A 15523-nucleotide genomic window follows, 5' to 3' on the forward strand; every position below is an offset into this window, starting at 1 on the left:
TCATCGCGCTTACCTTCATCAAATCCATCCCATGGGTACCGCTCGAACGGCCGCGGGTGGGTGTCGACGTCTTCCCCCGGAAGGCATCCACCCGGACAAAAATGACTTCGTGGTTGCTGGCTCCTGTTGGCGTCGCCGTCGGACGTGGGGCCCACGCTGGCATCTGCGATCGGTCGCCATTGAGCGCAAGCAACACTTGTGCTGCTTGCACGATGTGCGGTGACGCCGCAGCGGCACAGGCCACCGCTCGGGGGATATGAAGGATCAGTGACGGCGACTTTTGCGTGAAAAAGGGCTGCCCGGTGAAGGAAAGCTACGAGAGTAGCAATAGCATCGGGCTGCCCGCCCGCTTGACGCCGTGAACCTTGATGCTGCGCGCTGAAGCCTACGACGCAGCCCTGCGCGCCGGTGAAGTCATCGGCGCGCAGGCCATTGGTATCGACACTCCGCGAATGACCCTGCGGATGACGCCATGCAGAGGCCGCCTTCGAAGCGACCGAACCGCCCTCCGCCGTCGCCCTAGAACCTCCACCGCAAGCCCAACGTGCCGGTATGGTCCTGGTTGCCGCTACCGAACTGGCCGGTATAGCGCAAGCCAAGCGTGGCCATGGGCGAAATGGCGAAGTCGGCGCGCAGTTCGGCCAGCGCCGCGTTCTGGGCAATCGGCGCACCCGTCACCGTGAACGGCTGGCTGCCATCGAAAGCCAGCGTGGTAGCCGGGCGTACGTCGCCGAACGCATGGCGCCAGCCGGCTCCGACGTAGAACGCCGCGTCAGTGCCGCCAAACTGGACGCGCGCGCTAGTACGCAGGCCGAGCGTTGTGGTGGTCAACGTGTTGCTATCGCCTAGGCTGTGTAGAGCCGCCGAGCCGCCGGTCTCCGCGAAGCTGCGCGTGCGTGTGTCGCTCCACGCCACGCCCCCGTACGGCTCGAGCTGGATGGTTGCCGATAGAGGCATGGCGAAGCCGGCTTCCGTGAAGACTTGCGCGGTGCTGGCGTGATAGCTGGCGGTCAGGGACTGCACCGTACTGCCGCCGAGGCTGGCCTGCCGGTCCGTGTCGGCGTCGTGCCAGCTATAGGCGGTACCGAACAGCCATTTGAGCTTGCCGCCGCCAAGCGCGAATGCGCGGCCGCCGTAGAGCGTGGCGCTGAATGAATCGGTGATGGCGCGCGACGACCGTTCGCTCACTCGCAGCGTACTGTTGGCGTAGCCGAACGCGCCGCCGATGCGCCAGCCTTGCCCCACCGCACCGTCGCCACCCAGATAGAAGCCGCCAGTCTGCTGGCGCACGCGCGCTGCATCTGCGCTTCCATGAAAGTTCTGCCAGTTGCCAAGCACTTCCACCCACAGCGGCTGGGCGGCGGAAATGGGCAGTGCGGCAGGCGGCAGGAGGCCACCAAGCTGGGCGATGGGCGCGCCGGGCAGCATGCCGGCGGACAGGCTGTCATTCAAATGCGCCAGCGGCAGCGCCCGCGCCCCACCCGCCAGGGTCATCAGACCCGTGGACACGCTGGCGTGGGCCTCCCCGGAAAGGCTGTCGAAGACGGCCGGCGGCGCGCCCTCGCGCAACGTCACCACGGCTTCGTGCACCGGGTTGCTGTCCGGCAGGGTCTCCAGTGCGTTAGCCACGGCACGCTGGTTGCCGGTGACTGCGGCATCGGCAAAGCGCATCGCACGCGGGGTGCCCCCGCCAGCGCCACCACCTGCGCCGGGAACGAGCGGCGAGACGGGCGGCACGGGGTCCGTCACCACCTTGCGCGTGAGTGCCAGGGTGACTTCGTTGGCGCCATAGGTCAGCGTCGGGTCGAGGAACGCGTAGTTCGAGCTGACCGAGGCAAAGCGGCCCTGCACCGTGCCGGCGGTCAGGATGCTGTAGCGGCGCGTGGACGTGAAGTTGCCGTCGGGGCCGACATGGACAACCGCACCGCCGAGTGTGGCTGTACCGCTCACCGCAACGCGGTCGCTGGCCGACGATGCCGGGTCGGCTTCCACTCGATAGGTCGAACCCGACGCCAGCGTCAAGTTGCCGTTGACCGTCAGTGTGCCGATGGAATTGCCCGGTGCTAGCGTGCCGCCCGATGCAATAACGGTACTGCCGACGTTGCCAGTGCCGCTCAGCGTGGCGCCGTCGTTCACCGTGACCGCCCCTGCCACACTGCCGTTCACGGCCAGCGTGCCCGCGTTCACCGTCGTCGCACCGGTATAGGTATTCGCGCCGCTCAGTGTCAGTGTGCCAGCGCCGATCTTGACCAGTCCCCCGCCGCTGCCGCCACCGGCCCCGCCGTCCTCGATCGTGCCGCTCACGGTGGTGGACGTGTTGTTGCCTCCAACGGTCAGGACGTTCTGGCCAAGCTGGAAGCGGCCCGCCCCGGCGATGGCGCCGGCGGTAATCCGGTGGTCGAACGCCGGACCTGACGTGCCCGAGAAATCGACCCAGCCCCCAGCCTCCGTCACCAGCGAGGCGTTGCCAGCGGTACTCCAGCCCCAGAACTCAGTGTAGCTGCCACTGCGGGTCGTCACCTGGCTGTTACCGCCGGTGCTGCCCTCCTGAAACGACATCACGCCGCCGTTGTTGATGATCGTCGCATTGGCCGCCGTGCTGCTGCCGAGCAGGTATGTGAACCCGCCGAGGTTCGTCACCTGCGCATTGCCGAGGGTGCCTGCGCCAAAGAGTTGGATGTAGCCGGATCGATTGACCACCTGCCGGGCACCGAGATCAAAGTTCCCATAAAGACGAAGCGTGCCGCCATCGACACTGACCCCGCCAGTGCCCAGCGCCCCATTGACGTTGGCGCTCAGCGTGCCAGCACTAACCAGCGTGCCACCGGAATAGGTATTGACGGCGTTCAGGTCAAGCGTGGCGCTCCCCGTCTTGGTCAGGCTGCCGGGGCCATCGATGACACCGTTGTGCGTGAGCGTGCCGTTCGTCACCTCGAACGTACCGCCCCCCGCCCCGAGCGTCGTTGCACGCGCCGTGGTCATGGCTGCGGTAGTCTGCAGCGTGCCGCCGTTCAACCCAAGTGTGCCGGCTGGCGCGCCAAGGTTGGCGTCCGAGGCAATCGCAAGTGTACCGCCCAGGATTTGCCAGCTTGTGATATCGGTATTGGTACCGGCGAGGGTCCAGACCGAGGCACCGATTTTCTGGAAATGCTCGAAGCCACGATAAAGGCCGGCGTTGCCGATGCCGCCAGTCAATGTGGCAGCGCCGGTGTCGCCAGCCAGCACAAACGTGTCATCCGTGCCGTAGGCTTCGATTCTCCCCACGACGCTGTTGGTCCAGAACTCGAAGCGGTTCGTGCCGCCCGTGAACTGGACAGCCGCCAAGCCGGGGCCGCCTGCTACGATGGTCCCCTTGTTGACGATGGTCAAGTTGCTGCCGAGCACGCCCACGCCGCCGGCGCCTGCGGCGCCGTTAGCTGCCCGCGAACCATCCATGTTCATGCCGCCCGAGCCACCGGCGCCTCCCGCGCCACCCATGATCATGCCCTCGTTTAGCAGCGTGGACCCGCTGGCCAGCTCCATGCCGCTGCCCCCCACCCCGCCCTTTCCTCCCAGGCTGCCGTAGAGATCGTAGACGCCGTCGCCGCCGTTGCCCCCGGCCCCGCCGTTGCCGCCCGCCACCACGGCATTTGCTTCGATATGTACGGTGGCCGCACTGCTCACCAATATGCCGACACCGCCGTCGCCGCCGTTGCCGGCGCCCGAGAAGCCGGGCATCGGTTTTGACGCGCCGCCATTCCCGCCGCTGCCACCCGAGCCGCCGTACACCGCGCCGCCCGCCTTCACAAGGATATCGGCGCTACCCGCGTGGATCAGGCCGTATCCGCCTTCGCCGCCACCGCCGCCGCCGCCCTGGTAGCCCGCTTGCGGGTCGGTCGCATCGCTTCCACCGTTGCCGCCCCGGCCCCCGTTGCCGCCGAACACTGCGGTGGAGATGGTAGTCGGCACGGCAGCCCTGACCATGCCATCTGCCCCACCTCCGCCGCCGCCGCCACCGCCCCCTGTGAACCAGGCATAGTCGAATTGCCCGTCGCCACCATTGCCGCCGAACTGGCCTGGCGCGGTACCCGCTGTGCCGGCCAGCCCCAGCGGCGTTGTCTGAGACGAACTGATGCCACCCGAGCCACCGGCCCCGTTGCGAGCGCCACCGCCGCCACCAGTCCCGTCGCCATCGAACACCGTAAGACCGCTCTGCCCAGCCTGGCCCGCGAGGTAGCCGCCCCACCCACCTGGTAGGAAGGCAGTGTAGCCCCCGGCACCGCCGTTCCCGCCAGAGGCTTGTGCCGGCGACGCGGCAACGGACATCGTGAAGAGGGCGACGGCGCCGGCAATGGCGCGCAGGCACGGCTGTTCACCGGCGGAGAGACTCGAATGTCTTGTCATGCGGATTTTTAACCGGCCAAGCCGGCGACCCTTTTTATGCGCGGCAGCCGTCTGCTTGCCGGCTATGTCCGCGCTTTCATTGTTTTAATGTGCGGGCGCCCGTGCCAACCTCAGCGGCGTCGGCGAAAAGCCGCAACGGCATAGGCGACTGGTCCCTCGGGACCGGATTTTCGCATTTTACGGATCGAAAGATACGTTTACGTGGCTTGGAAGCGCTGCAGTCTGCAGGCTCCGTGTTGCTTTTGAACCACTCCGAAAGGCTTCTGTCGATTCCGAGGCATCAGCGATCAAACATCGACTGGCATAACCGAGCGGCGATAAGAGGTGCCGGCTACCGATGCAGAAGCGCCCTTCAACGCCACCCGAGACCGGGAGACACCTGCTGCAGAACGGCCTCAATAACATGGGCGCAATATTCCACGCCGAGCTGGTTCGGGATCGTCAGCAGTAGCGTATCCGCCGCGGCGATGGCCTCATCCTTTGCCAACATGTCGATGAGTACGTCAGGTTCTGCAGCGTAATTCCGCCCAAAAATCTTCTGCACGTCATCCTCGAGGAAGCCGACGGTGTCCGCGGTCTGCGTGCCACGACCGAAATACGCCCGGTCCTGCTCGCTTATCAATGGGAAAATGCTGCGGGTGACCGAGACCCGCGGTTCACGGGTATGACCGGCCTCTTTCCATGCGGCGCGGTAAGCGCGGATCTGCTCAGCTTGCTGGATATGGAGAGGGCGCCCGGATTCGTCGTTCTTCAGCGTGGAGGTCTGCAGGTTCATGCCCATTCTGGCGGCCCATTGCGCGGTCGCATTAGAGCCCGAACCCCACCAGATGCGGTCTCTGAGCCCATCGGAATGCGGCTCGACGCGTAGGAGGCCGGGTGGGTTGGCGAACATCGGCCGCGGATTCGGCTGCGCAAAACCCTTGCCTTGCAGGACTTCGTAGAACACCTCCGTATGGTGCCGTGCCAAATCGGCGTGGCTTTCGCCTTCGGCAGGCGCGTACCCGAAATAGCGCCATCCGTCCACGACCTGCTCACCGGAGCCTCGGCTGATGCCAAGCTGCAGTCGGCCGCCGGAGATCAGATCAACCGCGCCAGCTTCCTCCGCCATGTACAGCGGGTTTTCGTAACGCATGTCGATGACACCCGTCCCGATCTCGATGCGATGGGTTCTCGCACCGACTGCCGCAAGCAACGGGAACGGCGAGGCCAGCTGCTGCGCAAAATGATGGACGCGGAAGAATGCCCCATCCGCGCCCAGTTCCTCGGCGGCGACAGCCAAATCGATCGACTGCAGCAACACGTCTGCAGCGGTCCTTGTGCGAGAGCTCGAGCTTTGGCCCCAATGGCCAAAAGAGAGAAATCCGATCTTTTTCATGACGGTGTACTGCAGTGGTGTTTCGATTCGGGTTGGCGAGTCGCGCGTCAGTCAGTCAGCGAGGTCTCCCGGATGGCGGATCATTCCGCCGGGAAGTCTGTCGACGCCGACAGCGTCTTCCATGCTTCCGTTTCCGTCGCCACGTACGCGTTCTTAGCCGCGATCGCATGCAGGGTATCGGTACCGAGCGGCAAGCGCAACGGCGGTGTTTCCGCGTTGACGAGCGCGACGACCGCCGTTGCCAACCGCACTGGATCGCCTGGCTGGTTGTGATTGATGACAACGGCAAGCTCGCGCAGCTTGCCCGAGCTCTCGGCGTAGTCGTCGACCACGTCCGTGCCGACCACAAGCGACGATGTGTCGAGGAAATCCGTGCGGAAAAATCCTGGCTCGATCATTGTTGCATGGATGCCGAGCGGCTTCAGTTCCGCGTGCAGCGCTTCCGTAATGCCCTCGACCGCGAACTTCGTCGAGCTATACACGCCCCCGCCCGCTGACGCCTGATAACCCACAATCGACGAAAGGTTGATGACGTGGCCCGAACGCTGCTTGCGCATCGTTGGCAGCACCGCTCGCGTCACGCCTAGCAAGCCGAAAACGTTGGTTTCATAGAGGCGACGGACGTCGGTGTCGCTCGATTCTTCGATGGCAGCAAGCAGCCCGAACCCCGCGTTATTGATCAGTACGTCGATGCGACCAAACCTGTCGATGGCGGCATCGACAGCCGCCTGGACTTGCCCTGCGTCGGTAACGTCAAGGCGGAGCGCCAGCAGCGCGGGCGAATCGCCCAGCCGCTCGACGATTGCGGAGGCGTTGCGACCTTTGGCAACAACCGCATTGCCATCGGCAAGGGCCGCCTTCGCCATCAGTGCGCCTAGGCCTCGCGTTGGGCCGGTAATGAACCAGACGCGCTTGAACTGTTGCTTTGTATGGGTAGTCATGAGTTGCTCCTGAGTTGGGGGGGGGGAATTCGATGAATGGCCTCAGCATTGCTGCCGTGACAGGACCGCGCCCGCTCGACCCGGGATGACGCGGGGCCTTCCGGCGGCGAGGGCAATCACCGTTGCGGCACCCAACGCCAGGCCACAGATCAATGCGCCAGCAACACCGATCTCGCGCAGGCCCAGCGCGCCGATGACGTTGCCGCCAACGACCGCACCCATACCGATTCCGGCGTTGAAGATGGAAACGCTGAGCGATGCCGTTACGTCTTGGAGCGCAGGAGGCACTGCGCGAATCGTCCGCACGTGGTTGGTCACGAACCCGGCCGCATGCGCGGCGCCCCAGATCGCGAGCGCTGCCATGGCAGCGAGATGGCTATCGAGGAGGTAGGGAAAAGCCGCCATGGCGAGACCGGCGATGACAACGGCGGCAACTGCCGCCCGTAGAGGATTCACATCCACGAACCGGCCCGCGATTTCATTGCCAACGATGCCCGCAACGCCGAACCCCATCAAGATCCAGCCGGTCGAGGTACTGCTGAAATGCCCGACCCGCGTCAGTAGGTCGGCGAGGTAGGTGTAGGACGTAAACATGGCCGTCAAGGCGAGAAAAGACATCGCCAGATGGCTCACGATTTTGGGTTGGATCAGCGACCTGAAAGACGCATGGGGGGTGTCCTCGGGCAGCGCCTCCATGCGGGGAAAGAACTTCCATATCAGGAGAGCCATGGTGGCGCAGAGTGCGGCGCCGGCGGCAAATGCCATCCGCCATCCAAACGCGTCGGCCAATATCGTGGTGATAGGCGATCCGATGACGCTCGCGATGGACACGCCGGCGAATACTGTTGAGATGGCGCGTCCGGCGTTGCCTGGCTCGGATATCCGGGCCGCTGCCGATGTAGCCATGCTCCAGAACACGGGCAGCGCCAGAGCCGAAGCGATCCGTCCGGCAGCCAGTACCCCATAGTTCGGTGCCATCGCTGCGATGGCCGCACCGACGGCGGTGACCGCGAGGACGCCGGTGAAGAGCTGTCGCCGCTCGACCCGTCGCAATGCGAGCGTCAGGAAGGGGCCCGTTATCGCCACGGTGAAAGCGAAGGCAGTGACCAGCAACCCGACCTGCGGCACCGGCACGTCAAGATCCTGCGCGATCAGCGGAATGACGCCGATGATATTGAATTCGTTGGTGAGCATCGCAAAGGCGGCTGCGGCCAACAGGGGAACCGGAAGTTTCATGATCTCTGTCCTCGCGCGCGGTCCCGGCCTGGCTGGTGGCTGCACCGCATGATCAATCGGGGGGGGCGCCAACCGCAAAGGCCGGCGCGTGGAGACTTTTCCAGAGGCGGCGCCGCGATACCGGCCGCCTGCTTCTTAGAAATCCTGCACCGTGGGACGGATCACGATCTCATTCACGTCGACGGACGCGGGCTGGGCGACGGCATATGCGATAGCCTGGGCAATCGCATCGGCCGGAATGGCCATCTTGTAGAAATCGACGACGAAATCTCGGCTGTCTTTGTCACCGGAGCCGAACTTGAGATCGGTGTCGATCGCCCCAGGTGAGATGACGGTGGTGCGAATGTTGCCCCCGACCTCGTGCCGCAGTCCTTCGGAAATGGCGCGGACCGCGAACTTGGTGCCCGAATACACCGTACCGCCCGGGCTGAAGACTTTCAGCCCGACAACCGACGCGATGTTCACAAAATGACCGAATTGCTGCTGTTCAAAGATCGGGAGCGCCGCAGCAACGCCGTAGAGAAGCCCTTTGATGTTGATGTTGATCATGCGGTCCCATTCTTCGGTCTTCCGAAGCGTCAGAGGCGCGATGGCCATCAGCCCGGCGTTGTTCACCATCACATCGAGACGGCCGTGCTGGGCGACGACATTGCTGACCAGGCGATCGACCTGCGCCTGGTCGGTGACATCGACGTGGTGCGCGGACGCCTTGCCGCCTTTTGCCTGAATATCGGCAGCGATTTGCTTGAGCTCGTCTATGCGACGCGCGGCCAGTGCGACGGTTGCGCCTTGCGAGGCCAGCAGCCTTGCGGTGGCTTCTCCGATTCCACTCGATGCACCGGTGATGAGGACGACTTTGCTTGACATGACTGTTCTCCAAGGGAGGTTGAACTGCTTGGAGACAAGTCTCGGCTACGGAGCGATTTTTGATTAGACTAGAATATCTGGAATCTCTTTTCCACGTATGCAAAAGTCGCCATGGCCGAACTTACGGATCTGAACGACATCGCCGTCTTCGTGCGTGTGGTGCAGCTCGATAGCTTCAGCCGCGCAGCGCAAGCGCTGGACATGCCGGTCTCGACGGTGAGCCGAAAGGTCACCGCCCTGGAACAACGCCTCGGCGTGACGCTCTTGCAACGTACGACGCGCAAACTCAGCCTGACGACGCAGGGGCGCGCTTACTACGACCAGTGCAGTGAGCCGTTGAGTCACCTTTTCGACGCGGAGCACGCGATTACCGAGACGCAGCGCAAACCGGAAGGGCTGCTCCGAGTATCGGGTCCGGTAATGCTGGAATATGAGCCCTTCTATACATTTCTATCGGCATTCTTGAACAAGTATCCAGGCATCCAAGTGGACCTGTACTTCACCAACCTGTTCGTGGACCTGATCGCGGAGAACGTGGACGTTGCCATTCGCTTCGGCGATTTGCAAGACTCCAGCCTGGTCGCGCAACGCGTAGGAAGAAGTGTGCGGTATTTGGTTGCGTCGCCGGAGTACGCGCGGACTCATGCCCTCCCCTCTCGGCCAGAAGACCTCCGCGTGCATCCATGCGTTCTGATCAATGCCCGAAACAATGAGACGGACTGGCACTTGATGAGCGGCCGAAAGTCGGCAAAGATCCGGGTGACCGGCCCTGTCGCCGCACGTGACTTTCACATCGTGAACGCATTTGTACGTCGCGGGCATGGTATCGCGCTCCTTCCTTCCGGATATGCCGATGCGCAGATCGCCAGGGGTGAGCTTGTGCGCATCTTGCCCAACTGGTCATCACCGGAGATATCGGTGCACGCCGTTTATCCGACGCGCCGCTTTATGCCGTCGAAGCTAAGAGCTTTTCTTGAGGAGCTGAAGGCTTGGGACAGCCCTCTTTGGCTTCCGCAGTGAGTCGCGAGACCTGATTGCAATGAGCGACTTCGGCAGACGTTGACGGTGCTGCGGTGCTACGGCGCCGCAAATTTACATTAGGACCCACCGCCCGAGGTCGTTATGGGGCAGTACGAGTGACGGATTTGGCGCCCATCGCAGCCATCGGTGCGGCTTAGGCTGATGTCTGGAAGGGGTCGCGAACCGCCGATTGAGCTAGACCAGGCCTGTGAATGAGGGCCGACAACCGGGCCCGGCCAGTTGCCGCCGCTCGCGAATATCGGTTTTTCGGGTAGTCTGGACGACTTTTCCAACGGTGTGGAATGCAGCAGACCAAAGCACTACGTATCGGACGCGCTTTACGGTCCGGTCGCGCCTGTGCGGGGGCAAAGACCCATCGCGCTTCGCACGCCAGCGGACAAAATTTCCCCACAGCTCGACCTTGCCCACTCTCAATAGAGCCGCATGCCCTGCAATAGCTGGCCGGCGCGCCTGAGCCGCGATACTTAAGGCGATGCGCAAACGGCGGTACTGTCAGTCGATCTGAGCAGGATTGTGGAAACAGTAGAGGCGGACGCGTTGACACGACGATGCACTCGGAGCGCGTCGACGTCGCTGAGCTCCGTACGCAGATGTAACGCTGTCAGGGACGGCAGAAATTGGACAAACCGAGACAGCATCAAAAAAGATACGCACGTGAACATCTTCTGTACCCGCGCCCGTCTGAGGCTGCCCCCTTGCTGGGGTAGGCTTGGTGGGGCCGAATCCACCTAATCGCACGCTACGTGGACCGGATGCTCTCCGCGTCGCGGACGCCGACGGACTTGCCTGAGCCCCTTCGGCTGGCCCGCCGTGGTCGGGTACCCCCAAGGCTTACTCGGACTGCGACAGTACCCAGAGCATTGCGCCCACGGCCTCCGTCTGGGATCGGGTGCTGGTCTTCTCGAAGATGGCGCGAAGTTGGGTCCGCACGGTTGCGACGGAAACGCCGGTGCCAGCCGCATATTCGTCCGGCGTCCTGCCGCAAATCAGCGCCTCGGCCACTGCCGCTTCGGCCGCGGATAACCTGAACGACTGCTGTAGTTGCCTGGCTGTGACCAGCGGCGCCGTGCCGCGCCGTCTGGCCGTGACCAGAACTTCAGCGTGTCCGAAGGCCGAATGGGTGTCTCGCCCTGGCAGCCGGCTGATGTTCAGGAAAATCTCGGGCTGCACCCCCGACTCAGCGCGCAACGCCAGGCTTTCACCTTGGCGTGACTGTGCCACGCGCGCGATGGCGGCTTGCAAGCCGGTGTTCTCGGCGGCGACCGACGCGACCAGCTGTTGGTGAATCAACTTCAGACAGGTTGTGGCACGCAGCATGGCTTCGGCTTCCTGGTTGGCGAAAACGAGCTTGCGGTCCCGGTCAAGCGCAAACACTGCAAGCCCCAGTTGCGCCATCAGTTCCGTGCCGAGCGCTGCGTCGCGATGCAGCACCCGCGCATCCTGCCAAAGGTTGATCGATCGCTGCAGATGTCCCGCCATGCCGGAAATGGCAACCCGCTGCTCAGGCGAGAAAGGCGTCATGTCGCTACCTCGCACCAATCCAAGAAGAATATCGTCTGCCCCCGGACGCGCCAGGCGCGCGCCCGCAAGATATCGGAAGCCCGTCGGAATATGGAAGTCCTGGTAAAACTCGCTACGCGCGACGTCCGACTCCGTGAGATAGTCCTGGCAAAAGAGGAAATTGCCGCGGCTCCCTTTCTCCACGACCTCGCGCCTGGGATCCAGCGCCCCGTAGTACTGGTCGTAGAGCGACACGACCCAGTCCAGGTGACTGTCGGCGGTGTGGACTGATAAATGCGGCGCATTGCGCGCTGCATCCCAGCTAAACATGTGGAATACAGTGGCACCCAGTGATTCCACAACAGCTTGGAATGTGGCCAAAAAGCCATCCTGTCGAACTGCGGCCTCGTAAAGATCGCCTATCAAGTGATCTTTTAACAATTTTCTCTCTCCCCGGGGTCATTTCATTCAGCACACGCTTACATCGCAACGCAACGCTGGTGGTCTCTTGCGGACCTGATTGCAGCTTCCCATAGGGCCATGCGGATTTGATGCCCTTCGTCAGCGGGGATTGCCATCCTTTCATCTAAATGAATGATGCGCGCGGATTGGCGTTCTCAGAGAATCGCATCGCGGGAAGTGGATCGCATTGCCCGGATGGGTTAGGGCACGCAACGTTTCCCGCAATCGTTCTGATCAGACAGGGGGAAATCCGGGAAATGAAAACAAAACTTTATCTGGCTGCTATCGCTGCAGCGGCCTTGAGCGCATGCGGAGGCGGTTCGGACTCGACGTCGTCGACGCCATCCACATCCAATACGCCAACCACCAAGATCGCCGGCACGGCAGCCGTGGGCGCCGCACTGCCCAATGCAACCGTGCAGGCCAAGTGCGCTTCCGGCAGTGGTACCGCAACGACGGCCTCCGACGGCACCTTTACGATCAACATCGCTGACGCCACGCGCCCGTGCGTGCTCAGCGTAACGACGCCGGATGGCACCACGCTGCATTCCGTGGTCGAAGCGGGCACCGGCACGACAGCCGTCGCCAACATCACGCCGCTCACCGAGCTGATCACCGCGTCGATTGCCGGCGGCAGCACCAAGACCTTCTTCGATAGCTTCGACGCCCAGGCGCAATCGAAGCTCAACAACAGCGGCGTGAGCAACGCCATCGAGGCCGTCAAGGTGATCCTGACCGGCACGGTGGACCTCGCCGGCATGGACCCGCTCAAGGACACGCTGGTGGCCGCGCATGGCAACACGCCGGGGAACGCGCTCGACCAGCGTCTCGACACGCTTGGCAGGGTGCTTGAGACCGCAAAGACCTCGATTGCGGATCTGTCCGCCGCAGTAGGTTCCAACTCGGGCTCGACCGCTGGCGTCACGACGATCCTGCAGCCCGCTTCCGCCACCTGCGCATCGTTCCGCAGCGGCAAGTACCAGAAGGTCGACCTGACCGGCAATACCGTCCAGCGCTTCACGGTGGATGCCGTGGCCCTGACGCGCACGAACGATTCGACCAGCGCCGTGGAGTCGTTCCCGGCATTCGCTGGCGAAGCGTGCCGCTTCAGCAACAACGACGCTCGCCTGCTGATCTCCAAGTCTGGAATCGGTGTGGAGCGTCGCCTCGGCGCCCCGAGCCTGGTGATTCCCGAGCAGACCATCCCGCTTGCCGAACTTGCCGGCGACTGGGTGGCAATGGCCTTCGAAAAAGAAACCAGCGTCTCCACCTATGGCTCCGGCCTGATCAAGTTCACGGTGGACATCGCAGGCAAGTTCACCAAGGGTGCCGACTGCGGTATGAACGGCTGTTCGGCGTGGGCTCCCGCAGATCTTCCGACGGTCTCGGCCAACGCCAATGGCGGCTTCGACGCCGTGTTCAGCGACGGCACCGCACGCGCGTTTGGTTTTAAGGGGGTGGACGGGCAGTTGTCGATCGTAGTCATCCACGCCAACGGCTTCTGGATGGCGAAACGGCCCACGCCTCGCGCGATGCCTGCGCTCGGATTCACGAATTCCTATTGGGACGTCAACGTGAACTCCAGTGGCAACATCGGCACCAACGGCATCAACGCGTTCACGACCAAGGTCATCTCCGTCGATACGGCGAATGGCCTCTTTACGCGCCAGCGCGCCGAGGACGGCCGAATCGACACGTTCAAGGACAACATGCCTTCGGTTGGCTTGCGTTATCGCCCGCAGGTCCAGGCAATTCCCGGCGGCGCTCCTGGCGCGGCGGAGGCCATCACGATGAACCTGCCCAACACGGGCCTGAGCGTGGCGATCAGTGTCAACCCGCCGGACCCGCTGAACCACTTCTACTCAATCTCGGTCGACCGTCCGTAAGACGACTCACTGGCGATTCAGCCCTTGCCCCACGCAGCCGCGTGGGGCTTTTTGTTGGTTCTTCGAGGAATCCGTTTCGCGCGAGGGCTGGACCGTCGATGAGATGGAGATGATGGCGGACCATAAGTGGCGGAGCGGGGAAGAACTGGTCACCACCGCCGAGATCGTCTCTAGGGGCGGGCTAACGGTCCGTTCGGAGGCAAAAACTGTGGCCAAGAGAAGGGGGTGCGGCAGGAATCTTGGACTGTTTTATGCCGCTATTCCGAGACTCTCCCGGTATTCGATCGGGCTCAGGAAGCCGAGGGAGAGCTTGATCCGCTTTGCGTTGTACCAGCGGATGTAAGAGTCAACGACCTTGATGAACTGCTCAATGGTTGCTGTCCGCCAGTCACGAGGATAGAACAACTCGGTTTTCAGTCGCCCAAAGAAACCTTCACAGGCTGCGTTATCGGGCGAGCATCCTTTGCGTGACATCGAACGAATGAGCTTGGCATCGCGCATCCGTGAGAGCCATCCGGGCCAGCGATAGTGCGCACCGCGATCGGAGTGAACCACAGGCCTTTCATCGCAGTTGGCCACAGAGTCAATGGCAGCATCAAGCATGGTATTGACGAGTTCAGCATCTGGCCGGGTGCCGATAGCCCAGCTTACGACAAGCCCGTCGAAGCAGTCGATCACCGGCGACAGATAGACCTTGCCTGCCGGAATCTGGAATTCGGTAATGTCGGTGAGCCACTTCTCATTGGGCGCAGCGGCCTGGAAATCGCGATTGATGAGGTTCTCAGGTGCAGGACTTATCTCCCCGAGGTAGGAGCCGTAACGACGGCGCTTGGTGACAGCAAGCGTAAGGCCTTCCTGCTTCATCAAGCGCCGCACGACCCTCTCCGAGAGGAAGACTTGCTGTCTCGCCAGTGCCGCGCGTATCCGCCGATAGCCATAGCAGCGGTGGTTGACCTCAAAAATGTTCGCGATAGCACAACGTGCGCTTGCATACTTGTCAGCGACGCGCAGGCGTGCACGGTGATAGAAGTAAGAGCTACGAGCAAGCCCCAATGCTGCCAACAGCTCCGGCAACGCGTACGTTTGGTTCAGGGCGTCAACCAGCATCGTCTTCTCCCGGTTGCTCAGGAGCTGCGGGTTGACGCCCACTTCTTTTTTTATCAGTTCATTCGCCTTCTTGAGGATATCGTGTTCGAGCTGCAGTTTCCGGATATCGTGTCGAAGGGATTCGACCTGCTGCTCCAGTTTCACCCTCTCTTCGTCCGGCGCGCGCTTGGTTTGGCGTTTCATGGATGCGGGAGCCTCTGGCCCGAGTAGCTGGTTCTTCCAGTTATACAGTGTTGGCCTGCTCACGCCTGCCTTCTGAGCGACCGCGCGTGCGCTTTGCTCTCTGGTGCACAGTTCGATGACTGCTGCCCGTTTCACTTCCTGCGATTTCGGGGCGCTGCCAGCGACTCTGCCGACTACGCGCTTTCCGATGCTGGGATGCAGTTCTTCGATCCAGGCTGCCAGCGTCGCCCGGCACGGGTATCCCAACGCCCTCAGGGTTGCAGCAGCACAGCGCCCGTGGCTTAGATAGTGATCGACGGCCGCCTGCCTGTGTTCGGCCGAATACCTTTGTCGTAGACGCACATAGCCAGCCCGCAAATCATGGCACTGTTCGTACTCGCGATACCAGGCTTTGAGGGCGTTCTTCGTCGGGTATCCCAACTGTCGAATGGTCGCTCCGATGCGCTTACCTAACTTCAAATACAGCCGAACCGCTTGCAGACGGTCTTCATACGAGTACATGAACTACCTCCAGGTAGTCCAAGTTTTCGGCCGCACCCCCA

The 15523-nt window shown here is 62.7% G+C and carries 9 protein-coding genes; 2 read left to right on the forward strand and 7 right to left on the reverse strand.

Annotation, left to right across the window (positions count from 1 at the left end):
• Window positions 1-519: 519 nt before the first annotated feature.
• From BLQ58_RS25035 to BLQ58_RS25055, 5 genes are all read right to left on the reverse strand, one after another.
• The gene (locus tag BLQ58_RS25035; RefSeq protein WP_175459999.1) at window positions 520-4383 is read right to left on the reverse strand and encodes an autotransporter outer membrane beta-barrel domain-containing protein; all 3864 of its coding nucleotides are present in this window, start codon (window positions 4381-4383) and stop codon (window positions 520-522) included.
• 352 nt (window positions 4384-4735) lie between these two features.
• Window positions 4736-5758 (reverse strand): LLM class flavin-dependent oxidoreductase, encoded by a 1023-nt coding sequence (locus tag BLQ58_RS25040; RefSeq protein WP_029051692.1) that lies wholly within the window; start codon window positions 5756-5758, stop codon window positions 4736-4738.
• A gap of 80 nt (window positions 5759-5838) precedes the next feature.
• Window positions 5839-6699 carry an oxidoreductase gene (locus BLQ58_RS25045; protein WP_092602863.1) on the reverse strand — a complete coding sequence of 287 codons (861 nt, stop codon included), beginning with the start codon at window positions 6697-6699 and terminating at the stop codon, window positions 5839-5841.
• A 42-nt stretch (window positions 6700-6741) separates the two neighbouring features.
• The gene (locus BLQ58_RS25050; RefSeq protein ID WP_092602865.1) at window positions 6742-7935 is read right to left on the reverse strand and encodes an MFS transporter; all 1194 of its coding nucleotides are present in this window, start codon (window positions 7933-7935) and stop codon (window positions 6742-6744) included.
• 135 nt (window positions 7936-8070) lie between these two features.
• Window positions 8071-8802, reverse strand: coding sequence for an SDR family oxidoreductase (locus BLQ58_RS25055; protein ID WP_029051476.1), 732 nt, complete (start codon window positions 8800-8802; stop codon window positions 8071-8073).
• Between the two features lie 111 nt (window positions 8803-8913).
• Between BLQ58_RS25055 and BLQ58_RS25060 the strand changes: the two genes are divergently transcribed.
• Complete coding sequence (locus tag BLQ58_RS25060) at window positions 8914-9822, forward strand: LysR family transcriptional regulator (RefSeq protein WP_029051477.1); 909 nt, start codon at window positions 8914-8916, stop codon at window positions 9820-9822.
• Between the two features lie 852 nt (window positions 9823-10674).
• Here BLQ58_RS25060 and BLQ58_RS25065 read toward each other — a convergent pair.
• Window positions 10675-11784, reverse strand: coding sequence for a helix-turn-helix transcriptional regulator (locus tag BLQ58_RS25065; RefSeq protein ID WP_029051478.1), 1110 nt, complete (start codon window positions 11782-11784; stop codon window positions 10675-10677).
• A gap of 149 nt (window positions 11785-11933) precedes the next feature.
• Between BLQ58_RS25065 and BLQ58_RS25070 the strand changes: the two genes are divergently transcribed.
• Window positions 11934-13691, forward strand: coding sequence for a hypothetical protein (locus BLQ58_RS25070; protein WP_368086174.1), 1758 nt, complete (start codon window positions 11934-11936; stop codon window positions 13689-13691).
• Window positions 13692-13940: 249 nt separating this feature from the next.
• Here BLQ58_RS25070 and BLQ58_RS25075 read toward each other — a convergent pair whose 3' ends face one another.
• Window positions 13941-15482, reverse strand: coding sequence for an IS3 family transposase (locus BLQ58_RS25075; RefSeq protein ID WP_092602868.1), 1542 nt, complete (start codon window positions 15480-15482; stop codon window positions 13941-13943).
• Between the last annotated feature and the right edge of the window lie 41 nt (window positions 15483-15523).

Source organism: Ralstonia sp. 25mfcol4.1 (assembly GCF_900104095.1).
Taxonomy (GTDB): domain Bacteria; phylum Pseudomonadota; class Gammaproteobacteria; order Burkholderiales; family Burkholderiaceae; genus Cupriavidus.

Bases quoted from the DNA above. Each gene is read 5' to 3' on its own strand.
- BLQ58_RS25035 (WP_175459999.1), bottom strand. From the start codon at position 4,383: ATGACAAGACATTCGAGTCTCTCCGCCGGTGAACAGCCGTGCCTGCGC.
- BLQ58_RS25040 (WP_029051692.1), bottom strand. From the start codon at position 5,758: ATGAAAAAGATCGGATTTCTCTCTTTTGGCCATTGGGGCCAAAGCTCG.
- BLQ58_RS25045 (WP_092602863.1), bottom strand. From the start codon at position 6,699: ATGACTACCCATACAAAGCAACAGTTCAAGCGCGTCTGGTTCATTACC.
- BLQ58_RS25050 (WP_092602865.1), bottom strand. From the start codon at position 7,935: ATGAAACTTCCGGTTCCCCTGTTGGCCGCAGCCGCCTTTGCGATGCTC.
- BLQ58_RS25055 (WP_029051476.1), bottom strand. From the start codon at position 8,802: ATGTCAAGCAAAGTCGTCCTCATCACCGGTGCATCGAGTGGAATCGGA.
- BLQ58_RS25060 (WP_029051477.1), top strand. From the start codon at position 8,914: ATGGCCGAACTTACGGATCTGAACGACATCGCCGTCTTCGTGCGTGTG.
- BLQ58_RS25070 (WP_368086174.1), top strand. From the start codon at position 11,934: ATGAATGATGCGCGCGGATTGGCGTTCTCAGAGAATCGCATCGCGGGA.
- BLQ58_RS25075 (WP_092602868.1), bottom strand. From the start codon at position 15,482: ATGTACTCGTATGAAGACCGTCTGCAAGCGGTTCGGCTGTATTTGAAG.